Here is a 16,176-nt window from a genome sequence, read left to right as displayed (position 1 = left end):
TCCGCATGGAGGGTCGATTTGGCTGGGCTTGAGCTGGTCGGTAAAAACTAACGACGACGCATCCAACTGAAGCTTGCGATGTGTAGTTTGTAACGCCATCTGCGCCCTTGCACCGGTAAAGAATCTTCGACCCGGGAGGTTGTTGGGCGAAGCATGGCGTGGAGATGGCGAGACAGAAGAACCAGATCACCAAACGGCGCGAGCGTGAGAGGTGAGCTAGGGATTCGTAGTCGGTCATCAGCGCGACATCCTTTCTGTGCATTGGCCCCTGAACCACTCGCCCTCGACCAACCTCAACTCAACGATGCGGGTGAGGGGTGTGTAGTGGCCGGGCTCGTTACTGGTGCCAGATAGGGATAGCGTTGACCCTATCTTTTTCAGCATAAGGAAGTTGAAAAAACCACTGGCCGTAGCCGACATGGCAGTTCCGTCCTCCTTGGCCCATAGCCGGGTTACTCCGCCAAATTCGGTGACATCAAGGTGCAATGAGTCGTTTCGAATGAAGGAGCGATCCCGAGTTTCAACCACCCCAGGGCAATCGAGGATGTATTTGTCATTCCCGATGACGATCAGACCCCACAGACATAGAGCGAGAAGGATCGAGATAGCCAGAAGGCCAAGGGTCCACCGAACGATCCCGACAACAGCCCATCCGATGAATTCCCCTGCAGCCTGGATGTGCGTGATCTTGCCGGGCTCCTTTCCATAAAGGCGCCGCGCACGTTCCTCTTCTGCCTTCCGATCCAACCAGTCCGACATACCCCCTCCTTGATGCCGCAGGATAACAGGCGGCTGGCGGGGTTGCCTGTGGCTCCGTAGCGCATCCCGGCCCTCATTCAACGGAGAGGGCTTCGGCAGGCACCTCTGTTGACTCAATCCCAAGGCCCTTCAGGCTCAAACCTGCGGGGCCTACTTTTTAACCACGGCATAGGCTGATCCCCGAACGGCTGGCGTATCTGTCCGCCGGCTTTGCCGTGTCCTATTTCAGACAGAAGAGGACAGATGAATGACCAATATCATCCAATTGACCGCAATAGACCGAGAGCCGCGCGCGGATAGCCGGGATATTGCCGGCCAGCTCGGTACAGGGCACCGCAGCACCTACCGCCTGATCACCCGCTATGGCGACAAGTTCGAACAGTTTGGAAAGGTGCGATTTGAAATCACACCTGTTGGTGGTAGCCGAACAGGACAGAAGGAAACATATGCGCTACTGAACGAGGATCAGTGCTACTTCCTGCTTTCGCTTTCCCGAAACCTGGACAAGGTGGTCGACTTGAAGGCAAGCCTGGTGCATGCGTTCGGAGAGGCTCGCCGCGCCGGTGTTGCCCAAGAGCTGACCGTCTGGCAGGAATTGCAGGCGCTGCAGCTTGCTGATGCCGACTCGTTGAGCCGCGCCTCCTTCGGTTCGCATCTGATGCTGGAACGCAAGCAGGCGTTGCCGAACTTGCGCCAGCGCCGCCTGCAACTTGAGCAAGAGTTCGCTCCGCAGCTGCTCGCCGGCTGATCCAGCCTGCAACCCGACACCCCAACGGCCCGCTCATGCGGGCTTTGTCATTTCTGGAGTCCCCATGAGCTACAGGTTCTACAATCCCGCCCCGGTCCTGATGGATCTACTGGGCCTCAAGCCCTGCGCCGAGGGCTCGCTGACCTTCTGCGATCTCGGGACGACCGCGCCCAAGGGCACCTGGTCCGACCCTGACCAGACCACCCCCAACTCCAACCCGATTCTGCTCGATTCGGCCGGCCGGACTGACACCAATATCTGGCTCGATGGCGGCTACACCGTGACGCTGCGGGATGGCGGCGGCGTGGTGGTCTGGACCCGAGACGTGGACAGTGGGCAGGGCTCAGGTGCCGCGCTGCCTCCGATGGAGGCGGGCAAATTCCTGACCAGCGATGGCAGCAACTGGCTGATGCAGGCCATCTTGCAGGTTCCGGACCCATCGGGCTCGGCTGACTACATCCTGGGCACTGATGGGTCCAACCTGATCTGGAAGGCCCCGCCGGAAGCGCCGCCTGCTGCCCAGGTCGATGGCCTTGACCGGGCTGTGATGAAGACCGGTGGCGACACCGATTGGCAGATCCTCAAGGGCTCCGGCACGGCTCCGGCATCAGGCCTCAACCAGACTACGCTGGCCGTCACTTTCGCCAAGCCGTTCAAGACTGGCACGGTGCCGAACGTGGCAATCACCACCACGCCTGGCACTCAACCCGGTGGCCCGGTTGTTTCGTATCTCACCGCTCCGCCGACCGCCGCCGGCTTCACCGTTGGTTTTGACGTCGCCGAGGGCAACACCTCGCAGCAGAATATCGTCAGTCCGGTGGTGTTCCAGTGGATTGCGCAAGGTCCAGTGGCGGCTTCCTGATGACACTCATCCCGAAGCCGACAGCACCCATCGCTGGCGCATTGCTCATCAATCGCGAGTGGTGGAACTACCTCAACCAGATACCGACTACCTTCAACGTTGACGGGCTCGCGAAGCAGCTGGCGGAGATCCAGAAGGAGCTTGCCGAGCTGTCAGGCAGTGGAGCTCGAGGCGAGGTCAGGGGCATTCTTCCGATTGTCTCGCAGGGAACGTTGGCAAGCGGCCTGGTGCAGGTATCACTCGACACCTTGCCGGATGCAGGTGGCGGCGAATTGCTCAAGATTGCGCGCGAGTCGCACGGGCTCGTTGCTGGAACCTCGCCGGCCGTCCTTGCCGATCTCGCGGATGTGTCGTCAGACGGTCCCGTGCTCGGCAATGCGCTCCAGTGGGGCGGCACCCAGTGGGAGCCCAAGGCAATCGAGCTCGGCGTCAACAATCTCGACGGCGGCCGGGCCAACTCAGTCTACGGCGGCACCACCGCAATCAATGGAGGGGGCGCCTGATGGCTGTCCAGATTCAACAGCGTGGCGATACCGCGGCGGCATGGACAGCCGCAAACCCTGTGTTGGCTGCGAGGGAGGTTGGTTGGGAAACCGACAGCCGTCGCAGCAAGATTGGTGACGGCGTGACAGCCTGGAACTCGCTTGCCTACACGAACGCGACGGGCGGCAGCGCTGATCCAGTGGCTCCGGTCTCTATCGTCAGTGGTACGGCAACCGTGGATTGCGGGGCTGGCCTGGCCAAGAACTTCACCTTGGCCCTCACCGCTAACGCCACGCTTGCGGTATCGAATCTTGCCGGGGCAGGGAAGATCAGCGAGTTCGAACTGCAGATCACACAGGACGCCACTGGCAGCCGGACGCTGGCGCTGCCAGCTTCCTTCAAGGCGCTGGGTGGCTCTGACACCGCTATTTCAGCAGCAGCGAACACTGTCACGATCCTGTCGGCCAAGACCTTCGATAACGGCACGACGTGGCGATACGCCATGCAGGAGAGTGCGTAATGTTGCGCCGACTGATGCTCGCTGGCGCGGGAGCTCCGCCGTCAGGGCTGGTTGGCTTGATCGCAAGTTTGAACCCCGCCATGTGGGCTCGTTTTGACGACAACGCCCTGTCGAGCGCCGTGGCAAACAGTGCTGCTGGCGGAAGTGCGGGCTCGCTTTACTCGGCGGTCCCGGGATCCGCCCTGGCCCTTAAGAACACGGACCTGGTCAGTGCTGGAGGCCTGGCTACGGGAACCGCACAGTCGTTCGATATGGGGGCGTCGTCGCTAGTCGTGATGCCCAATATTCCACTCTCAGATGCTGCAGGGTGGACGTTCTTCACTCTACTCAAAGTATCTAGTGCGCCGTCTGCGACGGCGGCAATAGTTTGTCAGCTGACAGGAATTGGCGGGGGCGTCCCCGAGCTGGACGCATTGGACGTTGGGGGCGGAAAGTTCAGATTTCGCGTGATGGCGTCAGGTACTGGGGAAATCGGCATGACTGCGACGCCAACATTCAGCTATGGGGTGACGCTCGCCATTGTCATGCGCAAGGCGGCCGGTGGACTGATCGACTTGTTTGTAGATGGGGCGCTGGTGGCGTCAAGCTCAAGCATCCCGGGCTTTTCCTATTTGTCGGATGGCCTTGGTCTGGGCGGAGGGCGGTTTGGATCGACGGTCAACTACTATTCCGTTCCAGGGTTTATGGATGAGAGCACCCTGTGGACAACCCCCCTTACGGACTCAAACTGCATCGCCCTCACCACGGGGTAGCTCGCGGCCCGATCCCAGCCCCTGAGACGGCCCGGCGCGATGCTGGGGCATGCTCCCAACCCCATATCGCTGGCTCGACAACCCTGACACCTGCTACCTGTGTTTCAACTACGGGACCGTGGCGGTCTTGAAGCTGGAGGCGGGGAGGGTGGCCGGAACCCTCAACTGGCAAGGCCGGTCCTTCTGGTTCACGGCCGGCTCTTACCGCCAGGGCAAGATGTGGGTGGAGCGATGGATCGCGGCACGGGGCAACGATCTGCCCAGCCGGCCGGTGAAGCCGCGCCGTCGATCGCGGGAGAAGATGGTGCTGCAGGCACTGATCAGCAAGCGGCCGGCGGCCGAGGTGAGGGTGCCGAGGTAAGCTCGGCACTTCTGTGGTCGAGGGTCGCTGCAAATTGCTGTGCAGCTTTTGTGCAGTCGATGTGGGAAAATGGCCCGGTTTAGTCGACTTGCGTCCCAATTGAATCAATCAGTTAGGGTGGCCGGTGTGACTTAAAATCCGCCGGGGGCAACTCCATGCCGGTTCGATTCCGGCTCCGGGCACCAGTTCGTAACCCCAGGGGATGGCATGAGCGCCGAGATCACCGCCGCGGCAGCGCCGCAGATTGCCATCATCGGGCTGGGCTATGTTGGCCTGCCCTTGGCCGTCGAGTTCGGCAAGACGCTCGATACGCTGGGGTATGACATCGATACCGCCCGTGTTGCAGAGCTGCAGGCCGGGCACGACCATACGCTGGAGCTGGACGACGCTGAGCTGGGCGCGGCGGTACATGCGCGCTACAGCGCGGACAAGGCGGAGCTGGCCGGGCGCAATGTTTTCATCGTCACCGTGCCCACGCCGATCGATGCGTATGAGCAGCCTGATCTTGCGCCGCTGCGCAGTGCCAGTGCGCTGATCGCTGCGGTACTCAAGCGTGGTGATCTGGTGATCTACGAGTCCACCGTATATCCGGGTACTACTGAAGAGGTCTGCGTACCGCTGCTGGAGCAGGGCTCCGGGCTGCGTTTCAACCAGGATTTCTATTGCGGCTACAGCCCGGAGCGGATCAACCCAGGCGATCGCCAGCGCCGTTTGCCGGACATCAAGAAAATCACCTCAGGCTCCACGCCCGAGGCCGCCGTAGTGGTTGATGCCTTGTACCGGCGCATCATCACTGCCGGCACCTGGCCAGCGTCGTCGCTGCGCGTGGCCGAGGCGGCCAAGGTGGTGGAGAACATCCAGCGCGATGTGAACATCGCCCTGGTCAACGAACTGGCACTGATCTTCGACAAGCTGGGCATCGACACGCTGGATGTGCTGGAAGCGGCGGGTACCAAATGGAATTTCCTGCCGTTCCGGCCTGGTATGGTTGGCGGGCACTGCATAGGCGTTGATCCCTACTACCTGCTGCATAAATCCGAGAGCGTCGGCTACCACCCGGATCTGATCCACACCGCGCGGCAGGTCAACAACCGTGTGGTGGCGCATGTGGTCACCCGTGTACGTGGCCTGCTCGAAGAAAAGAACAAGCCCTTGCAGAACGCGCGCGTGCTGGTGCTGGGGGTAACCTTCAAGGAGGATTGCCCGGATCTGCGCAACAGCCGTGGGCTGGACCTGGTGCAGATGCTGGTGGCCGCCGGTGCGCAGGTGGATGCATTTGATCCCTGGGCCGATCCGCGTGATGCACATGACATGGGCGGTGTAGAACTTGTGAAGGCGCCACAGCAGGGTGTCTACGATGCGGTGGTGTTGGCGGTGGCGCATCAGCAGTTCCATGCCTTTGATGCGGCGCAGATCCGTGCCCTCGGTGTGCCGGACATGGTGGTCTACGATGTGAAATCGGCCTGGCCGAGGCAAGTAGTGGACGACCGGTTGTAGAATCCGCCATCCGTGTAGGTTGAGGACGGTAATGCATCGTTATCTGGTTTATGTGCTGGCGCTGATCCTGCTGCCAGTATCACTGGCGCTGGCCACCCATTGGCCTGCTTGGTACTGGGGCGTTGGCCTGTTTGGCCTGATGGCGGTGCTCGGCACCTGGGATGTGTTGCAGCGGCGCAGCGTGCTGCGCCGCAACTATCCTGTGTTGGCGCATTTCCGCTATGGCTTTGAATCCATCGGTCCAGAAATCCGTCAGTATTTCGTGCAGAGCGATCTGGAAGATGTGCCGTTCTCGCGCCAGCAGCGTCAGCTGATCTATCAGCGTTCGCGCAATGAGATGGATGTGGTGCCGTTCGGTACGCTGCGCAGCGCGTATGCGGTGGACTACGAGTGGATCAACCATTCCTTGGCGCCCACCACCATTGCCCATCATGATTTCCGTGTGTTGATTGGCCCGGATTGCGCCAAGCCTTACTCGGCCAGCGTGTTCAACATCTCGGCGATGAGTTTTGGTTCCTTGTCGGCCAACGCAATCCGCGCGCTGAACAAGGGGGCCAAACTGGGTGGCTTCTGCCACGACACCGGGGAAGGCTCGATCTCGCCATATCACCGCGAGAACGGCGGTGATCTGGTCTGGGAAATCGGTTCGGGCTACTTCGGCTGCCGTGACGAGAACGGTCGCTTCAGCGAAGAGCGCTTTGTCGAGAACGCGAGCTCCGATCAGGTCAAGATGATCGAGATCAAGCTGTCCCAGGGCGCCAAGCCGGGCCACGGCGGCGTGTTGCCGGCGGCCAAGGTCAGTGCTGAAATTTCCGCGACACGCGGCGTGCCGATGGGCGTGGACTGTGTATCGCCGTCCAAGCACTCGGCATTCTCCACGCCGATTGAACTGCTGCAGTTTGTTGCGCGCCTGCGCGAGCTGTCCGGCGGCAAGCCGGTTGGTTTCAAGTTGGCCATCGGCCATCCGTGGGAATGGTTCGGCATCGCCAAGGCAATGCTGGAAACCGGGATGCTGCCGGACTACATCGTTGTTGACGGCGCCGAAGGTGGCACCGGTGCAGCGCCGGCGGAGTTCATCGACCACGTCGGTGTGCCGATGAACGAGGCGCTGATTCTGGTGCACAACACGCTGGTCGGGCTGGGGCTGCGTGATCGCATCCGCCTTGGTGCGGCAGGCAAGGTGACCACGGCGTTCGATATTGCCCGTACCATCGCCTTGGGCGCCGACTGGTGCAACGCCGGCCGCGGTTACATGTTCGCGCTGGGCTGCATCCAGTCGTTGAGCTGCCATAACGACAAATGCCCGACCGGCATTGCCACCCAGGACCCGAGCCGCTGGCGTCACCTTGAGCCGGTCGACAAGGGCCAACGCGTGTTCAATTACCACCAGAACACCATGCGCGCGCTGCGTGACCTGCTTGGCGCTGCTGGTCTGCACGATACGTCCGAGCTGGGCCCGGAGCACATCCTGCGCCGCGTATCGCCGGTGGAGATACGTTCGCTGGCCAGCCTGTACCGCTATCTCGGGCCGGGCGAATTGTTGAACAAGGTGCCCGAGCACACCGTGTTCCGCGAGTATTGGGCTGAGGCACGCAGTGATTCGTTCAACCCGCCGGCCAGGATTGCGGCGTTGCGTACCAGCAAGATGCGTTGATCACGCCTGCTGGTGATTTTGTGGGAGCGACGTGATCAGAGAAGCCCGCGGCGATGAAGCCGCGGGTTTCTTTGCAATCAGATTGATCTTTGGCTTCGCGGCTTGCGCCGCTCCTGCAATCTGCGGCGTTATCGGTATGGCCCCTGCCGACCATGGGTCGGCACTACAGCCAGCGGATCACACCTTCCGCTGCACGCTTGCCGCTGGCATAGCAGGCGGTCAGCAGGTAACCGCCGGTGGGGGCTTCCCAGTCCAGCATTTCGCCGGCACAGAACACGCCCGGTTGCGCGGTGAGCATCAGTCCTTCATCCATCGCTTCGAGCTTCACGCCGCCAGCCGTGCTGATGGTTTCGGCCATCGGTCTTGGCCGCAGCAACTGCAGTGGCAGGCGCTTGAGCGTGCGTGCAACGGCTTCCAGGTCGCTGCCTGCATCCTTGCCCAGTACTTCAAACATCAGTCCGGCCTTGGCCGCATCCAGGCCGGCGGCGCGGCGCAGGTGTTCACCGAAACTGCGGCCCTTGCGCGAGCGGCTCAGTTCGGCGAACAGGCGTGCTTGGTCGCGGCCGGGGGCCAGATCCAGTTGCAGCGTTGCCGCGCCATCACAGTTGAGGGTTTCGCGCAGGTCGGCGGCCAGTGCGTAGATCAGGCTGCCTTCAATACCGTACTGACTGACCACGCATTCGCCCTGCAGCGACTGCGCGTGCCCTTGCAGATCGGTCCAGTGTGCGACCACAGGTTTGAGCGGTGCACCGGCGTGGCGGTCGCGGAAGTGGGCAGTCCAGTCGATGTCGAAGCCGCAGTTGGCCGATTGCAGCGGCGCGGTATCAACGCCGCGCTCCTGCAATACCGGCATCCAGCTGCCATCGGAGCCAAGCTCCGGCCAGCTGCCGCCGCCCAGTGCCAGCACCGTGGCATCGGCACGCACACTGATCTCGCCATCGGCGGTGGCCATGCGCAGGCTGCCGTCCGGGTTCCAGCCCAGCCAACGGTGCTGCACGTGGAAGCGCACGCCTTGTTCCTTCAGTCGGCGTACCCAGCCGCGCAGCAGCGGCGCGGCCTTGCGATCCACCGGGAACACCCGGCCGGAACTGCCGACATAGGTTTCCACGCCAAAGTCCTGTGCCCAGCGGCGCAGTGCATCGGTATCGAAGCCGTCCAGCCAGCTGCCAACCTCGGCCTGGCGTTCGCGGTAACGGCTGTCGAACAGTGGGCGCGGGTCGGAATGGGTGAGGTTGAGCCCACCCTTGCCGGCGATCAGGAACTTGCGCCCGGGCGAGCCCTTGGCCTCGTACAGGTTGACCGCCAGGCCGGCCGCGCGCAGGTGCTCTGCGGCAAACAGGCCGGCCGGGCCGCCGCCAATGACGGCAACGGTTTTATCAGCGAGGTTTGACATCGAGCAGTTCTACATCGAAGACCAGCGAGGAGCCGGCCGGGATCGGGCCGACGCCACGGTTGCCATAGCCGTATTCGGCCGGGATCATCAGGGTGCGCTTGCCGCCGACCTTCATGCCGGCCACGCCTTCGTCCCAGCCGCGGATGACCTGCTTGTCGCCGAGGTTGAAGCTGAACGGCTCGCCGCGATCCAGCGAGCTGTCGAACTTCTCGCCGTGCTTGTCGGGCTTGCGCTCGTCGTAGATCCAGCCGGTGTAATGCACGCTGACCTTGCTGCCGGCGACCGCTTCCGCGCCCGTGCCGGGCACGGTGTCGATCTGCTCGAACCTGGCAATGGTGCCGCCCGGAGGCGGGCCCGGCGGGGTGCAGCCGGCGGCCAACAGGGACAGCAGCAGCGGGATGAACAGACGGCGCATGGCGCACTCCGTTGAAAGGGGGCGTGCAGGGTAGCGCATCGACGCCGGGTATCATTGCGGCATGGCCAAACTGCTGCTCAATCTACGTAATGTCGGTGACGACGAAAGCGCCGAGGTCGGCGAACTGCTCGACCGCAACGGCATCGCCTGGTATCGCACCGAGCCCAGCCCCTGGGGCATTTCCAATGGTGGCATCTGGCTGCGGGAGAACGACGATCTGCCGCGCGCGAAAGACTTGATGGCGACCTATCAGGCTGAACGCGGGCAGCGGGTGCGCGACGAGCGCGCTGCCGCGCTGCGTGATGGCAGTGCGGAGACCTTCGGTTCGATGTTGCGGAGCCGGCCATTGTTTGTGGTGGCGGTGCTGCTGGGCATGGTGGTTGTGTCGGCTTTGGTGCTATTGCCGTATTTCCTGCTGCGTGGGTGAGGGCTCTCAGCTCCCTCCCTTGCTCCGCAGGAGGAGGGGAGGGGTGGGGAGGGGTTGGCTTTTGGGGCCTTCTGGCATCGCCAGTTTCGCGGCTTACACCGCTCCTGCAGCGACCGTGGGGCCGGTCGTTTAAACTATGCACATGATCGTCAATACCGCTGCCTACCTCTTCGTCCCGCTGGCTGATGCCGAAGCCTTGACCGCCACCTTGCATGAACGCGCAAAGGCGTTGGAGCTGCGCGGCACCATCCTGATCGCGGAGGAGGGCATCAATCTGTTCCTCGCCGGCAGCAGTGAAGGTATCGAAGGCTTCTACAGCCAGCTCAAGACCGATGCGCGCTTCGCTGACATGCGCATCAAGTACAGCCGCAGCCAGATGCAGCCGTTCGCCAGGCTGAAGGCCAAGTTCAAGCCGGAAATCATCAGCTTCCGCCGCGAAGACGGCCAGCCGCTGGATTACCCGCGCGCGCCCAGCGTGGCCCCGGCCACCGTGCAGCGTTGGTTGCGGCAGGGCCACGACGACGACGGCAAGCGCGTGGTGATGCTGGATACGCGCAACTGGCAGGAGTTCGCTCACGGCACCTTCGAAGGTGCGCTTACCTTGCCGATCGCCAAGTTCACCGATCTGCCGGCCGCGCTGGAGCCGCACCGCGAAGCGCTGGCCGATGCCACCGTGGTCAGCTTCTGCACCGGTGGCATCCGCTGTGAAAAGGCGGCGCTGTGGATGCAGAACGATGGCATGCACAACGTGCTGCAGCTGGAAGGCGGCATCCTCGGATACTTCGAGGAAGTCGGTGGTGAAGGCTATGACGGCCGCTGTTTCGTGTTTGATGAGCGCGTAGCACTGGATGCTCAGTTGCAGCCGCTGGTGGACCGGCAGGACGACGCCCAGGCCTGATCCCGCACCGGCAGGGTGTGGGAAACAGTGTCCCGATGGAAGTCGTGGTGACTGCATGGAGAATGCGAGGACGAACCCCATGTCCTTCGTATTGTCCACGGAGACCGCAGAATGATCCCCCTTTCCATCCTTGACCTGGCCCCGGTCTGCGAGGGCTCAAGCCCGCAACAGGCGTTTGCCAATATGCTGGAGCTGGCCCAGCATGCCGATCGCTGGGGCTATCACCGCTATTGGCTGGCCGAGCATCACAACATGCCCGGCATCGCCAGCGCCGCGACCGCGGTGCTGATCGGGCATGTGGCCGGTGGCACTTCGCGCATCCGTGTGGGTTCCGGTGGGGTGATGCTGCCCAACCATTCGCCGCTGCAGGTGGCTGAACAGTTCGGCACCTTGGCTTCGTTGTATCCGGATCGCATCGATCTGGGGCTGGGGCGTGCGCCCGGTACTGATCAGCCCACGGCGCGCGCATTGCGCCGTTACTTCGACAGTGCTGATCAGTTCCCGCAGGATGTCGCCGAACTGCTGCACTACTTCGCGCCGGTACAGCCCGGTCAGTCGGTCCAGGCCGTGCCGGGTGGCGGCATTCCGGTGCCGGTCTGGTTGTTGGGTTCGAGCCTGTTCAGTGCGCGTCTGGCCGCGCAGATGGGGCTGCCATTTGCATTCGCCTCGCACTTCGCCCCGGATGCGATGGATGAGGCACTGGCACTGTATCGCCGCGACTTCCGTCCTTCCGAGCACCTGCAGGCGCCTTACGCGATTCTGGCGTTGAACGTGGTGGCCAGCGACTCGGAGGCCGAATCGAAGCGCTTGTTCACCAGCCTGCAGCAGACCTTCGTCAATCTGCGACGCGGTACGCCGGGGCGTATCCCGCCGCCGGTGGATGACATCGAGGCGTTTTGGGCGCCGCATGAAAAGGCGGGTGTCGAGCGTGCTTTGGCGTGCAGTATCGTCGGTGATGCGGCGCAGGTGGCTGATGGCTTGGCGGCCTTCGTTGAGCGCCATCGTCCGGATGAAATGATGTTGGCCGCCAACATCTATGACCCTGCGGCGCGCTTGCGATCGTTCGATCTGGCGATGCAGGCCTGGCAGCGGGTGGCAGCGGCGTAAGCCGTTTTGCTCCCTCCCTTTCGTGTAGCGAAGGGGAGGGCTGGGGAGGGGTGCTTTTTTGCTGGTAACGCCCCGTGCCGAGGATGGCTCGGCACTACCGTGGCCGCCTGCCGTCAGCTGGTCATGCGCTCGAACAGTGCGATGCTTTCGCTGATCAGCTGGCCGGAGCCGAAGCCGAAGAACAGGCCGGCGGCAATCGCGCCTAGCCAGTTGAACAGCATCAGTGCGCCATCGCGCTCGAGCAGTGCCAGTGCAAACAACAGCAGCTGGAAGCCGAACAGGTAGTTGGTGAATGGAATCGGCAGCGACAGCAACAGGCCGACCAGCAATAACAGGACGCCGCTCAGCATGCGTGCCGGCAATGGCACGATCAGCGCGCTCAGCCGTGGTTTCAGCATCCGGTCCAGGCGCTGCAGCGGCCTGCTGATCTTGCTGAGGAACTTGTGCACGGTGCTGCGCTTGGGGCCGCGTCTGGCGATGAAGCCTGGCAGCCACGGCCGCGACATGCCGAACAGCAACTGGCTGCCGATCAGGAACACCAGCGGACTGCTGACCGCGCCGCCTATGCCTGGGATCGGGATGAAGGCCGGCAGGATGGCGATGAACAGGAATACGCCGAAGGCGCTCTGTTCCAAGCCTTGCAACACCTTGCCCAGCGGCAGGTGTTCATCCGGGTCGCCGCGTTCAAACATCGCCAGCAGAGTGCGGATGCCTTCGTTGCGATAGCCGCCGGTTTCCGTCCTGGTAGGGTCCGGTGCGGTGCCGTCCGGATCAACCGGTGGTGTCATCAGCGTCTTCTTCCGGCAGCCGGCGCAACAGCAGCTTGTCGATGCGGGCGCCGTCCAGGTCGACGATCTCGATGCGCCAGCCGGCCCAGTCGAAATACTCGCCGGCGTGCGGTATGCGGCCGAAGTAGTGCATGCACATGCCTGCAATGGTGTAGTAATCGCCTTCCTCGGCATCCGGCAGCTCGGCGCCGTTCATCAGCTCCTGCAGGTCATCCACCGGCAGCGAGCCGTCAACCAGCAGCGAGCCGTCTTCACGGGTGACAACCAGGGCATCGTCATCGGTGTTCTCGGTGGCCTGCAGGCGGCCGACCACCGCGCCCATCAGGTCGGAGATGGTCACCAGACCCTGGATCTCGCCGTACTCGTCGACCACCAGTGCCATCGACTGGTGCTCCTCGCGGAAGATCTCCAGCAGCTTCATTGCGTGGGTGGATTCGGAGACGTACAGGGTCTCGCGCAGGTTCTCGAACAGGTTGTGGCTGCCGCCGCTGAGGCGGGTGACCAGGCTCTTGACCTCAAGAATGCCGGCGATGTCCTGGTCGTTGCCGCGATACACCGGGTAGCGCGAGAACGAATGATCGCGCATGGCGGACAGGTTCTTTTCCGGCTCGGCGTTGGTGTCCAGCCAGGCGATGCGGTTGCGTGGCGTCATCAGGCTGTCGGCGGTGCGGTCGCCCAGGCGCATGACGCGGTTCATCATGTCGCGCTCGTGGCTGTCGATCACCCCCTGTTCGTGGCTTTCGGCCACCAGCATGCGGATTTCCTCTTCACTGACCGAGGCCGACTCGGTCTTGCCCAGGCCGAGCAGGCGCAGCACCAGCCGGGTGGAGTGTGACAGCAGCCAGACGCCGGGCGCGGCAATGCGTGCCAGCCAGCTCATCGGCACTGCGACAATGCCGGCGATGTCTTCAGAACGGGTCAATGCGACGCGCTTGGGTACCAGTTCGCCGAAGATCAGCGTCAGATAGGTGATCAGTGCAACCGCCAGCGTCTTGCCGATGAACTCCGACCAGGGCTGGGTGGCGCCAAACAGCGAGAAATTCGCCGACAGTGCCGGGAACATGGCCTGCAGGTGCTGGGCGATTGCGCCACCAATGGCATCGCCGCCATAAACACCGGTCAGGATGCCGATCAGGGTGATGCCGATCTGCACCGTGGACAGGAAGTTCTCGGGTTTCTCGGACAGGGCCAGGGCGCGCGCGGCGCGCTTGCTGGAGCCAGCCAGCTGCTTGAGGCGGCTCTTGCGCGAAGTCATGACCGACATTTCGGACATGGCAAAGAACCCGTTCAGCAGAATCAGGGCCAGGACGATAAAAAATTCAAACACGGGTCTCTCCCCGGGTTGGTGACAGGGAGGGCGGGTGCTTGCGGCTGCGGCGGGCGCTCAGGAGCGGGATCCGGCGCTGTGGCGGGGGATAGGGGTCGTCTTCCATAGGGTGCACCGCGAGGGCGCTGGGCGATATTAGCAAACCGCCGGGGCTCAGGCATGGCCGCCCGTTCACATTTCAGGCTTAAAAAACTCGCCGGGAATACCCTGAATGCCATCTAGCCGTCATAATTCGCCCCTGATGCCGTCCCTCCCGCGACGGCGAATAGGCTCCCCATGTTTTCGTTGCAGACCATCTTTGGCTCCGGCAAGCAGTTCTATACCTACCTCGACGAGGCCGCGCAGGCCGCCTATGACGGTGCCAAGGCACTGCACAGCATGATGCGCGAGGCCGATCGTCAGCCGGCGCTGGATGCATTCAAGCTCGCCCGTCTGCGCGAACGCGCCGCCTCGGACAAGATCAGCCAGGCGCTGGTTGACAGTTTCATGACCCCGATCGAGCGCGAGGACATCGAAGCGCTGGGTTCGGCGCTGTACAAGATTCCCAAGCAGATCGAGAAGTTTGCTGACCGCTACTCGCTGGCCGTCCAGCATCTGGACCAGATCGACTTCGCCCCGCGCGCAGCGATGCTGGAGCAGGCCGCAGGTGTCGTCGTGGAGATGGTCAACGATCTGCGCCACATGAACCTGGATCGCATGACCGCGCTCAACGAGAAGCTGCGCTCGTTGGAGAACGAGGCCGACCGTCTGATGCTGGAGCTGTACCGCGACATCTACTCCGGTCGCCTGGACAATCTGCAGATGTTCCTGCTCAAGGAATTCTTCGAGATCCTGGAAAAGGCCATCGACCGTTGCCGCGAAGCCGGCGTGGTGGCCTACCAGATCGTGCTCAAGAACAGCTGACGGGGACGCTCGATGCTGACCCTCGTCCTGGTGGTGATTCTGGCCGCGCTCGTCTTCGAGTTCATCAACGGCTTCCACGACACCGCCAATTCAATTGCCACCGTGGTGGCAACCAAAGTCCTGTCGCCCGGTTGGGCGGTGATGCTTGCCGCTTTCATGAATTTGATCGGCGCGCTCACCGGCACCGCCGTCGCGCTGACCATCGCCAATGGCCTGCTCAACACCGATGTGGTCGATGTGACCCCGCAGGTGATCCTATGCGCGCTGCTTGGCGGCATCGTCTGGAACCTGATCACCTGGTGGAAGGGCCTGCCTTCTTCCTCCTCGCACGCACTGATCGGTGGTCTGTGTGGTGCTGGTCTGGCCGCCGCGCATAACAACTGGGATGCGCTGATCTGGTCGCAGAACGTTGGCAACTGGGCACAGAACAAGGGCCTGTTGTGGAAGGTGTTCGTGCCGATGATCACCTCGCCGATCGCCGGCTTCCTGCTCGGTGTCGTGGTGATGTGCCTGTTGTGGGCGATCATTGCCGGCATGGCCCGCGTGGGTGGCGTGCTTGGCCGCATGGCGCGTCCGCGTTGGGTCAATGCCTTCTTCGGCAAGGCGCAGATCGTGTCGGCTGCTTACATGGGCTTTGCCCACGGCCACAACGATGCGCAGAAGACCATGGGCATCATCGCGATGACCCTGGTTGGCGCCGAGGCAACCGGTGCATTGAACGACCTGCCGTCGTGGCTGGCCTTCATGCATCCCAATGCCAACGCCGGTAACGGCATTGCCATGTGGATCGTGCTGACCTGTGCGGTGGTGATGGCTGCCGGTACCGCTTCCGGCGGCTGGAAGATCATCAAGACCCTGGGTCACAAGATGGTCAAGCTGCACCCGATCCATGGCTTCGCCGCGGAGACCAGTTCGGCCACCATCCTGACCCTGGCTGCGCACTTCGGCATGCCGGTCTCGACCACCCACAGCATCTCCACCGCGATCATGGGTGTTGGCTTTGCCAAGAACCCGCGCTCGCTGCGCCTGGGTGTGATCGAGCGCATCCTGTGGGCCTGGATCCTGACGATCCCGGCGGCAGGCGGCTGTGCTTATCTGATCCTGCGTCTGTTCGAAATGGCGGGTTGGAACTGAGGTAGCCGGTTTGCGGTCTGCAAACAAAAACCCGCCAGTGATGGCGGGTTTCTTGTTGGGGCGCGGCTGCTTGTAGGAGCGGCGTAAGCCGCGAAGCAAGCACATCTTCAGATGGCAAAGATCCCTGACCCGCCAGCAGCACCGGCTT

General features: G+C 62.7%; 18 protein-coding genes. 13 read left to right on the top strand and 5 right to left on the bottom strand.

Annotation, left to right across the window (positions count from 1 at the left end; all coding sequences use genetic code 11):
* Window positions 1-237: 237 nt before the first annotated feature.
* Window positions 238-759: a hypothetical protein gene (locus ACVOL0_RS05730; protein ID WP_481548270.1), complete on the bottom strand. Its 522-nt coding sequence runs from the start codon at window positions 757-759 to the stop codon at window positions 238-240.
* A 247-nt stretch (window positions 760-1,006) separates the two neighbouring features.
* Between ACVOL0_RS05730 and ACVOL0_RS05725 the strand changes: the two genes are divergently transcribed.
* From ACVOL0_RS05725 to ACVOL0_RS05690, 8 genes are all read left to right on the top strand, one after another.
* The gene (locus tag ACVOL0_RS05725) at window positions 1,007-1,507 is read left to right on the top strand and encodes a Rha family transcriptional regulator (RefSeq protein ID WP_481512547.1); all 501 of its coding nucleotides are present in this window, start codon (window positions 1,007-1,009) and stop codon (window positions 1,505-1,507) included.
* A 64-nt stretch (window positions 1,508-1,571) separates the two neighbouring features.
* Complete coding sequence (locus ACVOL0_RS05720) at window positions 1,572-2,369, top strand: hypothetical protein (RefSeq protein WP_481548269.1); 798 nt, start codon at window positions 1,572-1,574, stop codon at window positions 2,367-2,369.
* The gene (locus tag ACVOL0_RS05715) at window positions 2,369-2,872 is read left to right on the top strand and encodes a hypothetical protein (protein WP_481548268.1); all 504 of its coding nucleotides are present in this window, start codon (window positions 2,369-2,371) and stop codon (window positions 2,870-2,872) included. Before ACVOL0_RS05720 ends, ACVOL0_RS05715 begins: the two co-directional genes overlap by 1 nt.
* A complete protein-coding gene (locus ACVOL0_RS05710) occupies window positions 2,872-3,372 on the top strand; it encodes a hyaluronate lyase N-terminal domain-containing protein (RefSeq protein ID WP_481548267.1) in 501 nt (166 codons plus the stop codon). The genes ACVOL0_RS05715 and ACVOL0_RS05710 overlap by 1 nt, the downstream gene beginning before the upstream one ends.
* Window positions 3,372-4,124: a LamG-like jellyroll fold domain-containing protein gene (locus ACVOL0_RS05705; protein WP_481548266.1), complete on the top strand. Its 753-nt coding sequence runs from the start codon at window positions 3,372-3,374 to the stop codon at window positions 4,122-4,124. The genes ACVOL0_RS05710 and ACVOL0_RS05705 overlap by 1 nt, the downstream gene beginning before the upstream one ends.
* 49 nt (window positions 4,125-4,173) lie before the next feature.
* On the top strand, window positions 4,174-4,485 hold the full coding sequence (locus ACVOL0_RS05700) for a hypothetical protein (RefSeq protein WP_481548265.1): 312 nt from the start codon (window positions 4,174-4,176) through the stop codon (window positions 4,483-4,485).
* A 207-nt stretch (window positions 4,486-4,692) separates the two neighbouring features.
* Window positions 4,693-5,982, top strand: coding sequence for a nucleotide sugar dehydrogenase (locus tag ACVOL0_RS05695; RefSeq protein WP_481548264.1), 1,290 nt, complete (start codon window positions 4,693-4,695; stop codon window positions 5,980-5,982).
* 31 nt (window positions 5,983-6,013) lie between these two features.
* Complete coding sequence (locus tag ACVOL0_RS05690; protein ID WP_481548263.1) at window positions 6,014-7,636, top strand: FMN-binding glutamate synthase family protein; 1,623 nt, start codon at window positions 6,014-6,016, stop codon at window positions 7,634-7,636.
* Window positions 7,637-7,799: 163 nt separating this feature from the next.
* Here ACVOL0_RS05690 and ACVOL0_RS05685 read toward each other — a convergent pair whose 3' ends face one another.
* Both ACVOL0_RS05685 and ACVOL0_RS05680 read right to left on the bottom strand, forming a co-directional pair.
* Window positions 7,800-9,029, bottom strand: coding sequence for a TIGR03862 family flavoprotein (locus tag ACVOL0_RS05685; RefSeq protein WP_481548262.1), 1,230 nt, complete (start codon window positions 9,027-9,029; stop codon window positions 7,800-7,802).
* Entirely contained in the window at window positions 9,013-9,444 is a 432-nt protein-coding gene (locus tag ACVOL0_RS05680) for an FKBP-type peptidyl-prolyl cis-trans isomerase (RefSeq protein WP_481548261.1), read from the bottom strand. Before ACVOL0_RS05680 ends, ACVOL0_RS05685 begins: the two co-directional genes overlap by 17 nt.
* Window positions 9,445-9,505: 61 nt before the next feature.
* On the opposite strand from ACVOL0_RS05680, the gene ACVOL0_RS05675 reads away from it, so the two are divergent.
* The 3 genes from ACVOL0_RS05675 (at window position 9,506) to ACVOL0_RS05665 (ending at window position 11,876) form a co-directional block, all read left to right on the top strand.
* Entirely contained in the window at window positions 9,506-9,871 is a 366-nt protein-coding gene (locus ACVOL0_RS05675) for a DUF6164 family protein (RefSeq protein ID WP_481548260.1), read from the top strand.
* Between the two features lie 142 nt (window positions 9,872-10,013).
* Window positions 10,014-10,769, top strand: coding sequence for a sulfurtransferase (locus ACVOL0_RS05670; protein ID WP_481548330.1), 756 nt, complete (start codon window positions 10,014-10,016; stop codon window positions 10,767-10,769).
* 111 nt (window positions 10,770-10,880) lie between these two features.
* The gene (locus tag ACVOL0_RS05665) at window positions 10,881-11,876 is read left to right on the top strand and encodes an LLM class flavin-dependent oxidoreductase (protein WP_481548259.1); all 996 of its coding nucleotides are present in this window, start codon (window positions 10,881-10,883) and stop codon (window positions 11,874-11,876) included.
* A 113-nt stretch (window positions 11,877-11,989) separates the two neighbouring features.
* Here ACVOL0_RS05665 and ACVOL0_RS05660 read toward each other — a convergent pair whose 3' ends face one another.
* Window positions 11,990-12,664: an exopolysaccharide biosynthesis protein gene (locus tag ACVOL0_RS05660; protein ID WP_481548258.1), complete on the bottom strand. Its 675-nt coding sequence runs from the start codon at window positions 12,662-12,664 to the stop codon at window positions 11,990-11,992.
* Window positions 12,648-13,991, bottom strand: a complete 1,344-nt coding sequence (locus tag ACVOL0_RS05655) for a hemolysin family protein (protein ID WP_481548257.1) — start codon at window positions 13,989-13,991, stop codon at window positions 12,648-12,650. Before ACVOL0_RS05655 ends, ACVOL0_RS05660 begins: the two co-directional genes overlap by 17 nt.
* 276 nt (window positions 13,992-14,267) lie before the next feature.
* Between ACVOL0_RS05655 and ACVOL0_RS05650 the strand changes: the two genes are divergently transcribed.
* Both ACVOL0_RS05650 and ACVOL0_RS05645 read left to right on the top strand, forming a co-directional pair.
* On the top strand, window positions 14,268-14,894 hold the full coding sequence (locus ACVOL0_RS05650; RefSeq protein WP_057628278.1) for a DUF47 domain-containing protein: 627 nt from the start codon (window positions 14,268-14,270) through the stop codon (window positions 14,892-14,894).
* Window positions 14,895-14,906: 12 nt separating this feature from the next.
* A complete protein-coding gene (locus ACVOL0_RS05645) occupies window positions 14,907-16,028 on the top strand; it encodes an inorganic phosphate transporter (RefSeq protein WP_481548256.1) in 1,122 nt (373 codons plus the stop codon).
* Window positions 16,029-16,176 lie beyond the last annotated feature (148 nt).

It is taken from the genome of Stenotrophomonas sp. STEN021 (genome assembly GCF_056760175.1).
Note: the sequence above shows the minus strand (reverse complement) of the source record. Positions and strands in the feature narration are given on the sequence as shown.